This is a genomic window from Pseudomonas sp. FW305-70 (genome assembly GCF_058783925.1).
Map to the genome: position 1 here is coordinate 26,077 of NZ_JBYSYZ010000029.1, position 13,029 is coordinate 39,105.

At 60.8% G+C, this 13,029-nt stretch carries 11 protein-coding genes; 9 read left to right on the forward strand and 2 right to left on the reverse strand.

Features of this window, described 5'->3' with window-relative positions:
- Positions 1–81: 81 nt before the first annotated feature.
- Positions 82–1,224 carry an acyl-CoA dehydrogenase family protein gene (locus tag AC3WN7_RS19980; protein WP_102674730.1) on the reverse strand — a complete coding sequence of 381 codons (1,143 nt, stop codon included), beginning with the start codon at positions 1,222–1,224 and terminating at the stop codon, positions 82–84.
- A 125-nt stretch (positions 1,225–1,349) separates the two neighbouring features.
- Positions 1,350–2,363, reverse strand: a complete 1,014-nt coding sequence (locus AC3WN7_RS19985) for an AraC family transcriptional regulator (RefSeq protein WP_007973383.1) — start codon at positions 2,361–2,363, stop codon at positions 1,350–1,352.
- A 114-nt stretch (positions 2,364–2,477) separates the two neighbouring features.
- Between AC3WN7_RS19985 and AC3WN7_RS19990 the strand changes: the two genes are divergently transcribed.
- From AC3WN7_RS19990 to phaZ, 9 genes are all read left to right on the forward strand, one after another.
- Positions 2,478–3,662, forward strand: coding sequence for a lipid-transfer protein (locus AC3WN7_RS19990; protein ID WP_095967155.1), 1,185 nt, complete (start codon positions 2,478–2,480; stop codon positions 3,660–3,662).
- 10 nt (positions 3,663–3,672) lie between these two features.
- Positions 3,673–4,113 carry a MaoC family dehydratase N-terminal domain-containing protein gene (locus AC3WN7_RS19995; RefSeq protein ID WP_095967154.1) on the forward strand — a complete coding sequence of 147 codons (441 nt, stop codon included), beginning with the start codon at positions 3,673–3,675 and terminating at the stop codon, positions 4,111–4,113.
- Positions 4,114–4,125: 12 nt separating this feature from the next.
- Complete coding sequence (locus tag AC3WN7_RS20000) at positions 4,126–4,548, forward strand: MaoC family dehydratase (protein ID WP_102674731.1); 423 nt, start codon at positions 4,126–4,128, stop codon at positions 4,546–4,548.
- 33 nt (positions 4,549–4,581) lie between these two features.
- Entirely contained in the window at positions 4,582–5,415 is an 834-nt protein-coding gene (locus tag AC3WN7_RS20005) for an SDR family NAD(P)-dependent oxidoreductase (protein ID WP_008059174.1), read from the forward strand.
- A gap of 56 nt (positions 5,416–5,471) precedes the next feature.
- A complete protein-coding gene (locus AC3WN7_RS20010; protein ID WP_102674732.1) occupies positions 5,472–7,052 on the forward strand; it encodes an arylsulfatase in 1,581 nt (526 codons plus the stop codon).
- Between the two features lie 227 nt (positions 7,053–7,279).
- A complete protein-coding gene (locus AC3WN7_RS20015) occupies positions 7,280–8,713 on the forward strand; it encodes a coniferyl aldehyde dehydrogenase (RefSeq protein WP_102674733.1) in 1,434 nt (477 codons plus the stop codon).
- 11 nt (positions 8,714–8,724) lie between these two features.
- The gene (locus tag AC3WN7_RS20020; protein ID WP_095967151.1) at positions 8,725–10,341 is read left to right on the forward strand and encodes a GMC family oxidoreductase; all 1,617 of its coding nucleotides are present in this window, start codon (positions 8,725–8,727) and stop codon (positions 10,339–10,341) included.
- 85 nt (positions 10,342–10,426) lie between these two features.
- A complete protein-coding gene (gene phaC / locus AC3WN7_RS20025; RefSeq protein WP_095967150.1) occupies positions 10,427–12,103 on the forward strand; it encodes a class II poly(R)-hydroxyalkanoic acid synthase in 1,677 nt (558 codons plus the stop codon).
- 87 nt (positions 12,104–12,190) lie between these two features.
- Entirely contained in the window at positions 12,191–13,027 is an 837-nt protein-coding gene (gene phaZ / locus AC3WN7_RS20030; RefSeq protein WP_095967149.1) for a poly(3-hydroxyalkanoate) depolymerase, read from the forward strand.
- Positions 13,028–13,029: the final 2 nt, after the last annotated feature.

A 13,029-nucleotide genomic window follows, 5' to 3' on the forward strand; every position in this document is an offset into this window, starting at 1 on the left:
GGAGGAGGGAGGCAAGAACAATGGATGCCCGCTTCGATGAGCGGGCTTTTCATTCAAGAAAGTAAAAGGCGCAGCCGAGACCTACAGCTGACGAGCAATCAGGTCCTTCATGACTTCATTGGCACCGCCGTAGATCTTTTGTACGCGCGAATCGACAAACATCCGGGCGATAGGGTATTCGTCCATATACCCGTAACCACCGAACAGTTGCAGCAGTTCGTCGGTAACCTTGCACTGCATATCGCTGCACCACAACTTGGCCATGTAGGCGGCCTGAGGATCGAGCTTGCCGTCGAGCAAGCGCTGGGTACAGTCGTTGACGAATGTGCGGGCGATGTGGGTGATGGTGGCACACTCGGCCAGCTTGAATTTGGTGTTCTGCAGGTCGAACAGTTTCTGGCCGAACATCCGGCGTTCCTTGGCGTAGTCCGTGGCCAGTTCCAGCGCACGCTCCATGACCGCCACGGCGGGCACAGCCAGCAACATGCGTTCATAGCAAAGTTGGCTCATCAGCTGGATGAACCCGTTGCCTTCGACCGGGCCGAGCAGATTGGCGACCGGTACGCGCACGCTGTCGAAAAACATTTCGCATGTGTCCGAACCATGCAGGCCGATCTTTTTCAGCTTGTTGACGCTGTAGCCCTTGAGGTGCTCGGTCTCGATCACCACCAGTGAAATACCCTTGGCGCCATCGTCGGAAGTGCGCACGGCGATCACCACCAGGTTGCCGCTGTAGCCGTTGGTGATGAAGGTCTTGGAACCATCGATCACGTACTCGTCGCCATCACGGCGGGCGCGTGTGCGCAGGGTCTTGAGGTCGGAGCCGCAATCGGGTTCGGTCATGGCGATGGCGGCGAAGAGCTCGCCGCTGGCCAGGCGGGGAATCCATTTTTGCTTCTGCTCTTCGGTGCCGTAGTCGAGGATGTAGTGGGTGGCGATGGAGTGCACCGCAGTACTGGGCGGCATTCCGGCGCGAGCCAGTTCATCCAGGGCGACCAGTTGATAGGACAGCGGCGCGCCGGCACCGCCGTATTCCTCACTGATCTCCGGCAGCAGAAAACCCATCTCGCCAAGGCCCTGCCAGATCTCGCGCGGCACGTAGCCCTGTTCGCGCCAGGCATCGTTGTGCGGTGTCATCTCATTGGCGATGTAGCGACGTACCTGGTCGCGATAGGCCTCGATGTCGCTATCCATCCAGGAATGTTGGTGCAGTTGGGGCAGCATAAGCTCGGTCTCCGCAATTTTGGGCTTCGCCACCGATGGCAGCGTGCGAAATGCGAGCCTAGAACGAGGGGCCGTGCGCGCACATAGCCGCTGGCCCCAAAGCTGTTGCACTTGGCCTCAATCTGTCAGTTGCCCTTGCGAACCTGGCCCGGGGTCTGGCCGGTCCAGCGCTTGAAGGCGCGCTGGAAGCTGGCGCTGTCGGCGAAGCCAAGTTCCTCGGCCAGCACCGGTGTTGGCAGCTTGCTGGTTTTCAGTCGGTAGATCGCCCAGTCGCGGCGCAGGCTATCGCGGATGTTCTGGAAAGAGGCGCCTTCCTGAGCCAGGTGACGTTGCAATGAACTGGCCGAGCAGTGCAGGGCGGCACTGGTCTGTTCAAGGTCTGGCCAGCCGCTATGGCGCGCGCGTTCTTCACGCAGATAGACCCGCACCCGGTCGCTGACGCGTGCGGGTATGGCGGGCACCAGAAGGTCGAGCAGGGCCTTGGCCAGGTATTCATGCAGATGGGAACTGTCACGGCGCACGGGAGCCTGCAGTGCCTGGGAGTCGAACCAGATAGTCGAGAAGGCTGTGCCGAAGCGCAGTTCCGTAGGGAAGAGCTTGCGGTAGTCGCCAACCGATTCAGGTTGTGTGAATGCCACGTCGATACCGGCGGGGCGCAGGCTCCCGCCTTCCAGCCAGGCCATGACGCGCCAGATCAGTCGCAGAAACAGCACATGGGCGAAATCGCGGGACTCGACCTGAGTGGTGAGGAAGTGCAGTTCGACCCGTACGTGCCGACCGTCGTCCAGCAGCACCGGGTCAAGGTCGTCTTGCAGGAGCCGCAGGGTGTGGGTGAATTCCCGCAGGGCGCCGAACAGAGTGTCGCCGGTCAGGGCTGAACGCATCATCAGCATGAAGCTGCCGCGGCGCAATTTTCGCGAAAACAGCGCGATGCCTTCGTCATCGAGACCCTTGATGGTCTTGCGCAGCAGTGCAACGTACTGGTCGACGGTGACGTGGTGGTCCAGGTCCTGAGGCTGCTGTGGATCGATCCCTGCGTCGCGTAGAAAACCCTCGATCTCGTAGCCGCGATCACGGGCTGCAGCGAGCAGGGAGGAGACGAAAACGGAGGCGAAGGTAACGGGGGTTGGATTCGACATTGGTGGATTCTGCAAGTCATTTGCGGCGCCATGACATTGGCGGTTTTGCGCACGGCCATCACATTAAGCCCACAAAGTCACACCGTGCCGCAACTTAAATTCAGGAAAGCCGCTATGAGTCGCAATGTCTATGTGATTGGGGTCGGCATGATCCCTTTCGTCAAGCCGGGCGCCAACGCGCCCTATCCGCAAATGGCCGCTGCCGCCTTGCGTGCCGCGATGGTCGATGCCGGCGTGGGTTACGCGCAGGTAGAGCAGGCGTACGTCGGTTACGTCTATGGTGACTCCACTGCAGGCCAGCGCGCGCTATACGAAGTCGGCATGACCGGTATCCCGGTGGTCAACGTCAACAACAACTGCTCCACCGGTTCCAGCGCGCTGTTCCTGGCCAACCAGGCGGTCAGCGGCGGTTCGGCGGAATGTGCCCTGGCGCTGGGTTTTGAGCAAATGAGTCCGGGTGCGCTGGGCACGCTCTTTGGCGACCGCCCCAGCCCCTTCGAGCGCTTCGACCTGGCCACCGATGAGTTGGTCGGGCACGCCGGCATCCCGCTCGCGCTGCGCTACTTCGGTGGCGCTGGCCTGGCGCACATGCAGGAGTTCGGCACCCGCCTGGAAACCTTTGCCAAGATCCGCGCCAAAGCCAGCCGCCATGCCGCCAACAACCCGATGGCGTTGTTCCGTAACGTCGTCAGCGCCGAAGACGTGATGAACTCGCCCGCCGTCTGGCCCGGCGTGCTGACGCGCCTGATGGCTTGCCCGCCGACCTGCGGCGCCGGGGCGGCGATCCTCTGTTCGGAGGACTTCCTCAAGCGCCACGGCCTGAAGGGCGCAGTGCGCATTCGTGCGCAATCCATGACCACCGACACGTCCAGGACGTTCGACGCGAGAGACATGCGCGAAGTGGTCGGTTTCAGCATGACCCGCACGGCCGCGCAGAATGTCTACGAGGCGGCCGGTGTCGGTCCGCAAGATATCCAGGTCGTCGAGTTGCACGACTGTTTCGCACAGAACGAGCTGCTCTCCTACGAGTCGCTGGGCCTATGCCCGATCGGCGGGGCGGAGCGCTTTGTCGAGGACGGCGATAACACTTATGGCGGCAAGTTCGTCACCAATCCTTCCGGCGGGTTGCTCTCCAAGGGCCATCCACTGGGCGCCACCGGCCTGGCCCAGTGCACCGAGCTGGTCCAGCAGTTGCGTGGCGAGGCGGGTCCACGTCAGGTAGACGGCGCGCGTCTGGCTCTGCAACACAATCTCGGGTTGGGCGGCGCCTGCGTCGTCACCCTCTACGAAAAAGTCTGAGGGGCGACGGATGATCGACAAGAAGTGGATCGGCCACGAACTGGCCGCCACCACCATGACGCTTGAGCGCGGGCGTCTTTGCGCATTCGCCCGGACCATTGGCGAGACCGATCCGTTGTACACCGATCTCGCTGCCGCCCAAGGAGCCGGTTTCTGCGACGTGCTGGTCCCGCCGACATTCCTGTTCGGTGCCGAGCTGGATGCTGGCACCGTGGACAGCATGCTGGCGGATCTGGAAATCCCGATCGCGAAGATTCTTCACGGTGAACAGAGCTTCACCTATCACAAGCCGGTGTGCGCCGGGGAAACGGTCACCGTGAAGTCGCGGATCGCTGACATTTTCGACAAGAAAAACGGCGCGCTGGAGTTCCTGGTCAAGACCTCGCAAGTCCACAACGACAAAAACGAGCTGGTCGCCGAGTTGCGCACCGTGCTCGTGGTCCGCAACTGAGGAGTCCCGACCATGAGTCATTCACTGCAACACGTGAAGGTCGGTGACCGGCTGCCACCCCTGACGCTGGCGGCGGTCGACCGCACCACGCTGGCGCGGTTCGGTTGCGCCTCGGGCGACCTCAACCCGATTCATATCGACGTGGATTTCGCCCGCAAGGCCGGCATGCCGGACGTGTTTGCCCACGGCATGTTGAGTATGGCCTGGCTGGGTCGCCTGCTGACCCAGTGGGTGCCGCAAAGCCGGCTGCGCAGCTTTGGCGTGCGCTTCCAGGGCATCACTCACCTGGGGCACGTCATCACCTGCAAGGGCCAGGTAACCGAGATCGTCGACGTCAACGGCGAACGCTGCGCCAGGGTCGAGGTGGCCACGGTCAACCAATACGGCCAGGTCAAGATCGTCGGCGACGCGTTGATCGCCATCGCCATTGGCTAACCCCCTTTTTTCAACCTTTTGCGGAAGAGACAGATGAGCAAGAAACTCGAAGGTAAAGTTGCCCTGATTACCGGTTCCGGTCGTGGAATCGGCCGTGCCATCGCCCTGAAGCTGGCAGCCGATGGTGCCCGCGTGGTGGTCAATGACCTTGACGCCGAGCCGGCTCAGGAAGTGGTCGAGGCCATCAAGGCCATGGGCGGTGAAGCCGTCGCCTGTATCGGCAGCGTTTCGGCGCCTGACTTCGCCGAGCGCTTCGTCGGCACCGCGGTCGAGCATTACAAGGGGCTGGACATCATCGTCAACAACGCGGGCTACACCTGGGACAGCGTGATCCAGAAGATGACTGACGAGCAGTGGTACGCCATGCTCGATGTGCACCTTACCGCGCCTTTTCGCATCCTGCGCGCGGCGCAGCCGGTCATTCGCAGTCTGGTAAAGGCTGAACAGGACGCCGGCCTGCGTAACATTCGCAAAGTGGTGAACATTTCCTCCGTTGCCGGGCTGTTCGGTAATGCCGGTCAGGCCAATTACTCCACCGCCAAGGCCGGTATCACCGGCATGACCATGACGCTGGCCAAGGAGTGGGGGCGCCTGAACACCACCGTCAACTGCGTGGCCTACGGCTTTATCAAGACTCGTCTGACCGAAGCCACCGCCGACGGTAACGCCACCGCCGAGATCGAAGGTCGCGAGATCAAGGTCGGCATCAACCCTGACCTGATGACCATGCTCGAGCGCAGCATTCCGTTGGGGCGTGCCGGCACCCCGCAAGAAGCTGCCGGCTCGGTGTACATGTTCTGCATCCCCGAGTCCGACTATGTCAGTGGCCAGACGTTGATCTGTAGCGGCGGTCTGACCGGAATCTAAGCGCCACCGCTGTCCGGACAATCCGAAGCATTCAGTCAAAACAACAAGGACAAATCATGAAAGACAAGCGCGCGTGGTTGTCGCGGATGGCCCTGGTGGGCGTCTCGTTGATAGGCCTTTCGGCGACAGCCGGGGCGGCGGATAAACCCAATATTCTGGTGATCTTCGGCGACGATATCGGCCAGACCAACATCAGTGCCTATAGCCATGGCGTGGTCGGCTATAAGACACCGAACATCGATCGCATTGCCAACGAAGGCATGATGTTCACTGACTACTACGCGGAGAACAGTTGCACCGCAGGACGTTCTTCGTTCATCACCGGCCAGACGCCGTTGCGTACTGGCCTGACCAAAGTCGGAATGCCCGGGGCGCCAGTCGGCCTGCAGGCGCGCGACATTACCATTGCGCAGGCACTCAAGGCTCGGGGCTATTCGACCGGTCAGTTCGGCAAGAACCATCTGGGCGATCGCGATGAGTTCCTGCCAAGCAATCACGGTTTTGACGAGTTCTTCGGCAACCTGTACCACCTCAATGCCGAAGAAGAGCCCGAGCGTGCCAATTGGCCTAAAGATGATCCGGACTTTGTCAAGGCCGCCACACCGCGTGGGGTCATCCATTCCTATGCCGATGGCAAGATTGAAGACACCGGCGCACTGACCGCCAAGCGCATGGAAACCATCGACGACGAAACCACCGCCGCTGCTCAAGCGTTCATGGAGAGACAAGCCAAGGCAGACAAACCGTTTTTCGTGTGGATGAACACCACCCGCATGCACCTGTTTACCCATGTGCGCGACTCGATGAAAGGCCAGAGTGGCATGCCCGGCAACGAGTACGCGGACGGCATGCTCGAGCACGACGGTGACGTCGGCAAACTGCTGAAAACCCTCGATGACCTGAAAATCGCCGACAACACCATCGTCGTCTACACCACCGACAATGGTCCGAATCAGTTTTCCTGGCCGGACGCGGCAACCACACCGTTCCGCAACGAAAAAAACTCCAACTGGGAAGGCGGGTTCCGTGTGCCGGCGATGGTTCGTTGGCCGGGCAAGATCAAGGCTGGTGAAGTGTCCACTGAAATGTTCTCCGGTCTCGACTGGTTCCCGACCTTGCTGGCGGTAGCGGGTGATACCGACGTCAAGGAACGCCTGCTCAAGGGGGCGAATTTTGCGGGCAAGAACTTCAAGGTGCACCTGGACGGCTACAACCAGCTCGATTATTTGACCGGCAAGGCCAAGAGCGGTGCGCGCAAGGAGTTCTACTACTTCAACGACGACGGCGTGCTGGTCGCGTCGCGTTTCGGTGACTGGAAGGCGGTGTTCTGCGAGCAGCGCAAGCCAGGAGGATTCGAGGTCTGGAGCGAACCTTTCGTCTGTCTGCGGGCGCCGAAGATCTTCAATTTGCGCATGGACCCCTATGAAAGGGCGGACGTTGTTTCCAATCAGTACTACGACTGGATAATCAAGAACGCTTACCTGCTTGGAGTGGCCACGATGAAAGCCGCGAAGTTTCTGCAAACTTTCGTCGAGTACCCGCCCAGCCAGAAACCGGCCAGCTTCAGTATCGACCAGGTACGCAAGCGGGTGGATGCGCAGATCGAAGAGAACGCGCGGCAGCAGAAACAGCAGTAATCCATCGATGCCACCTCCGGGTGGCATCTTTGTTTGCGCGACGAAGATTTCACCCGCGTGTTGTGCCAGGCAAGGCGGCCAGCAACTGAGGTCAAGTGCAATAGCTTTGATGTCTTCGGCTATTTGAAGTCCACAGTGACGGCCATACCCTCTGCTCACGCAGCGATACCTGCAAGGTTGAACGCGACAGTGGGTGTTGGTGGTCTTCAGTTCAGAGGAATCAAGGCATGATCCAGGAAATGGCGGTTCAGCGAGTGGCCCGCGTGTTCAATACCCAGCGTGAGGCTTTTCGTGCTCAACCTCATTCCTCGCTGGCTGAGCGCCAGGCCAATCTGATCGCACTGCGCACCCAGCTACGGCGTTACCAGGACGCCATTGTCGCGGCGATGAGCGCCGATTTTGGCCATCGCTCCGCCGTCGACACCAAGTTCCTTGACCTGATGGGTTGCATCTTGCACATCAATCACACCCTCAAGCATCTGGGGAGCTGGATGAAGCCAAGCCGACGCTCCACAGAGCTGCTGTTCAAAGGCAATCAGTTGTGGGTGGAGTATCAGGCAAAAGGCGTGGTGGGGGTCATATCGGCATGGAATTTCCCGGTTTACATCGCCATTGCGGGTCTGGTCAGTGCGCTCGCCGCAGGCAACCGGGTGATGCTCAAGATGTCCGAGTTCAACCCGCACACCAACGAGGTACTCAAGCGTCTGCTGGCAGAGGTGTTCGACGACTCGCAAGTGGCCCTGGTCGGTGGTGAGCTTGAAGATCCGGGCTTTTTCTCTTCGCTGCCATTCGACCACATCATCTTCACCGGATCCCCCGGGGTCGGGCGTCTGGTCATGCGTGCCGCCGCAGCCAACCTGACACCGGTAACACTGGAGTTGGGTGGCAAGTCGCCTGCGGTGGTACTGGCTGACTACAACCTGAGCGATGCCGCGCGACGTATCGTTCACGGCAAGGGCACCAATGGCGGGCAGATCTGCATCGCACCGGACTACGCCCTGGTTCCCCAGGACGATATCGAGCGCTTCGTCGGCGAAGTCCGCGGCCAGTTTCAGGCGCTGTACGGCGCGCAGCCTGCCGCTAATGATGACTACAGTTCGATCATCGATGATCGTCAGTTTCAGCGCCTCCAGGGCCTGCTTGAAGATGCGCGGGCCAAGGGCGCCCGGATCATTGTCTGTGGCGAGGTTGCCCCGGGGCGCAGGATGCCGTTGCACATCCTGACGGGTGTGACGCCGGAAATGCGGGTGATGCAGGAAGAAATTTTCGGCCCGCTGCTGCCGGTATTGGGTTATGACAGCCTCACTGGTGTGGTGGCTCACATCAACAGCGGGCAACGTCCCCTGGCGCTGTACATTTTTTCAACCGACACGACGAGCATCGATCGATTGCTCAAACGGACCCATTCCGGTGGCGTGACCATCAACGATTGGGGCTGGCACGCTTTCAACCACGGTGCTCCTTTCGGTGGCACGGGTAATTCCGGTATGGGCAACTATCACGCAGAAGAAGGGTTTCGCGAGCTCAGTCACGCGCGAACTGTGTTCAAGAGGCGTACCTGGTTTCCCACCCATCTCTTCCATCCACCCTTTGGCGGCCGGCTGCAGAGCCTGGCGCTGGCGTTTTACCTGGGCAAGCCGGATGCGGATGTGAAGTCTTGAGGAAGATTGATATGAGTCAGAGTGTGTTCGATTACGTGGTGGTGGGTGGCGGCTCGGGTGGTTGTCCGGTGGCGGCGCGCCTCAGTGAAGATCCTCAGGTCAGTGTTTGCCTGCTCGAGGCCGGTGGCAGTGACAAGAAAGTGTTGATTCAGGCACCACCGGGCGTAGTGGTGATGATGCGCGAAGGTTTCCATAACTGGTCCTACGAAACCGTGCCCCAACCGGGGCTCAACGGGCGCAACGGCTACCAGCCGCGTGGCAAGGCGTTGGGCGGGTCCAGCTCGATCAACGGCATGGTCTACGTCCGCGGCCATCGCTGGGACTATGACCATTGGGAGAGCCTCGGCAACCCCGGTTGGAGTTATGAAGAGGTTCTTCCGTTTTTCAAGAAGTCGGAACACAACGAGCGCTTTGGCGAGAGCGAGTTCCATGGCGCTGGTGGCCCGCTGAATGTCGCTGAACTGAAGTCGCCGAGCCCTCTGTGCGAAGTCTTCATGAGCGCCGCCGAGGAGCAGGGCATCGCGCGTACTGACGACTACAACGGTCGCCAGCAGGACGGTTGTTTCCGCTACCAGGTGACCCAGAAGGACGGAGAACGCTGCAGCGCGGCCAAGGGCTACCTGTGGCCGATTCTTGATCGGAAAAATCTTCAGCTTTTCCTCAATGCTCCGTTCCACAGCCTGATCTTCGAGGGCAAGCGCTGCGTAGGTGTGCGTTACCACAACGGCAAGGATGTGCAGGAAGTGCGTGCCCGCCGTGAAGTGATTCTCGCCGCTGGCGCCTTTGGTACTCCACAGGCCCTGATGCTGTCGGGCATCGGGCCGGCCGGGGAGCTGTCCCGGCTGGGTATCCCGGTGCTGGTGGACCTGCCAGGCGTAGGCCAGAACCTGCAGGATCACATCGACTACACGGTGCCCTACAAGGTCAGTCATCCGGAGGGTTGCCTGGGCCTCACCGTGGGTTCCAGCGTCAAGCTGGCGGCTGCTGCCGTGGAGTGGGCGAGCAAGCGCAGCGGCATGCTGACCACCAATTTCGCCGAGGCCGGCGCCTTCCTGCGCTCCGATCCGGCGCTGGACAAGCCCGACCTGCAGATGGTCTTCGTGACCGCCGTGGTCGACGACCATGGTCGTCACCTGCATTGGGGTTATGGCTACAGCTGCCATATCGAGGTACTGCGCCCGAAAAGCACAGGCACCGTGACCTTGCGCAGCCGCGATCCGCTCGACGCGCCGGTCATCGATCCACGCTTTTTTGATCGGCGTGAAGACATCGAGTTGTTGATCCAGGCGGCGAAGACCCAGGCCCGGATCCTCGAGTCCACCCATTTCGCCCGTTTCGGGCCGCAACTGATCTATCCCGTCGACTGGAATGACGACCGGCAGATCGAGCAGGACATCCGCCGTCGCGCGGATACCCAGTATCACCCGGTAGGCAGCTGCAAGATGGGTCCTGACAGTGACCCCCTGGCCGTAGTCGATGCGCGTCTGCGAGTGCGCGGTGTCGAAGGCCTGCGGATTGCCGACGCCTCGATCATGCCGACCATTCCCGGGGGCAATACCAACGCGCCGACCATCATGATCGGTGAAAAGGCCGCCGCCATGCTCAAGGAAGACGCGCGTCACCTGTGAGCCTGTCTGTGATTCGAGTTACTTCCACGAAGCGATCAAGGCCCCGATCCACCAAGGGGCCTAGTGTCAAGCATGGGGTGTCACAATGGATAAAAATGATAAAGAGCTCTCCCTGCAAGCCGCCAAGCACACGCTTAGCCTGAATCCAGCGTTCGGCCCTCGCGGGCGCGACATACTCAGCAGCGCTCGCATGGTCCTGCAACAAGTGTTGAAGCAACCCGTGCACAGCGCCCGACACATGGCTGCGTTCGGCATGGAACTGAAAAACATCCTGCTCGACCGTTCGGAACTCAAGCCGGCGGCGGGGGACAAGCGTTTCGATGAGCCAGCCTGGCAGGGCAACCCGCTGTATCGTCGTTACATGCGGGCTTACCTGGCCTGGTGTCGGGAAATGAACGACTGGATCAGTAGCAGCAACCTCAGCGATCAGGATGCCAGCCGTGGCCAGTTCGTCATCAACCTGCTGGCCGAGGCGATGGCGCCGACCAACACCCTGGCCAACCCTGCGGCCCTCAAGCGTTTCTTTGAAACCGGTGGCAAGAGCATTCTGGATGGATTCGCGCACTTGACCCGTGATCTGATTGAAAACGGTGGCATGCCCAGTCAGGTGGACAAGACGGCTTTCGAGGTGGGCGGCAATCTGGGCACGACGCCTGGCGCGGTGGTGTTTCGAAACGAGGTGCTGGAGCTGATTCAGTACAAACCTCGCAGCGAGCAGGTGCTGGAACGCCCGTTGCTGGTGGTGCCGCCCCAGATCAACAAGTTCTATCTGTTTGATTTGGCGCCGCAGAAGAGCCTGATTGGTTTCCTTCTCGACAGTGGCATCCAGACCTTTGCCGTCAGCTGGCGCAATCCGGGCAAGGCGCAGCGCGAGTGGGGCTTGTCCACCTATGTCGAAGCCCTGAAAGAGGCGGTTGACGCAGTGCTGGCGATTACCGGCAGCACTGATCTGAACACCTTTGGAGCGTGCTCCGGAGGCAGTACCATGTCATCGCTTTTGGGCCACTACGCGGCACTGGGCGAGAGCAAGGTGAATGCCTTCACCCTGGTGGTCAGCATGCTCGATATTCGCCCCGACACCCAGGTCTCGCTGTTCGCTGATGAGAAAACCCTGGAGGCGGCCAAGCGCCGTTCTTATCAAGCGGGTGTGCTGGAAGGTCGTGAGCTGGCAAAAGTCTTCGCCTGGATGCGCCCCAATGACCTGATCTGGAGTTACTGGATCAACAACTACCTGCTCGGTAACGAGCCGCCTGCATTCGATGTCCTCTACTGGAACAACGACACCACCAACCTGCCGGCCGCGCTGCACGGCGAATTCATCGAGATGTACCAGACCAACCCGTTGGCCCGTGCCGGCGCCCTGGAGGTCTGTGGCACTCCAATAGATCTCAAGCAGGTCACCAGCGATTTCTATTGCATGGCGGGCCTGACCGACCACATCACCCCATGGGATGCCTGCTACCGCTCGATGCACCTGTTCGGCGGCCAAGGTGAGTTCGTGGTGTCCAACAGCGGGCATATCCAGAGCATCCTCAACCCGCCGGGTAACCCCAAGGCCCGCTTCATGACCGGCAGCAGCTTGCCGGTTGATGCCCAGGATTGGCTGGAAGGTTCCACTAAAGAGACCGGCTCCTGGTGGACTCACTGGCTGGCCTGGTTGCAAGCACGCTCCGGTCAGAGCAGGAAGGCCCCCGTCAAACTTGGCAATAAGGCTTATGTCGCGGCTGAAGCGGCTCCTGGCACCTACGTGCACGTGCGCTGACTCGCTGTAGCCGGACGGGCGCTTGCGTCCCGTCCTGTCCACGTTCCAGATCCCTTGGCCCGGCGCCGCAGAAGGAACCTCCGTAACATGTCACAGCCCTTTGTCTATCGCACCATCGAACTGGAGGGCGGGCATCTGCGCGTTGCCATTCGTCCAGGCAAGGCCGATCTGCCGCCGTTGCTAGTTTTCAATGGCATTGGCGCCAACCTGGAGCTTTTGTTTCCATTCGTCCGGGCGCTTGATCCGGACATGGAAGTGATCGCCTTCGACGTGCCCGGCGTCGGCGGCTCCTCCCTGCCGAGCTTGCCTTACCGGTTTTCTGACCTGGCGAAGCTGGTTTCTCGCATGCTCGATTATCTGGACGTTGGCCAGGTCAACGTGATCGGCGTGTCCTGGGGCGGAGCGCTGGCACAACAGTTCGCCCACGATTTTCCGCAGCGTTGCAAGAAACTGATCCTGGCCGCCACGTGCGCGGGTATGGCCATGCTGCCGGCCAAACCCAAAGTGCTCTGGAGGATGGCCACTCCGCGCCGTTACATCCAGCCGTCCTACGGCGCGCGGATCGCGCCGGACATCTATGGCGGCGCTTTTCGCCATGACCCGGCACTGGCACAAGCGTTCGCCAGCAAGGTGCGCTCCGGCGGCAGGCGCGGTTACTACCTGCAACTGCTGGCAGGCCTGGGCTGGACCAGCATCCACTGGCTGCATCGGATCCATCAGCCGACCCTGATTCTGGCCGGCGATGACGACCCGATCATTCCGTTGCCCAACATGCGCCTGTTGGCCAGGCGCATTCCCAATTCGCAGTTGCATGTGATCGGCGATGGCCATCTGTTCCTGGTGGCCCGGGCGCAAACCGTTGCACCGATCATCTCGTCCTTCCTCGCGCAGGAACGGCAGCGCGCTAGAATTCATCAAGCGTGACA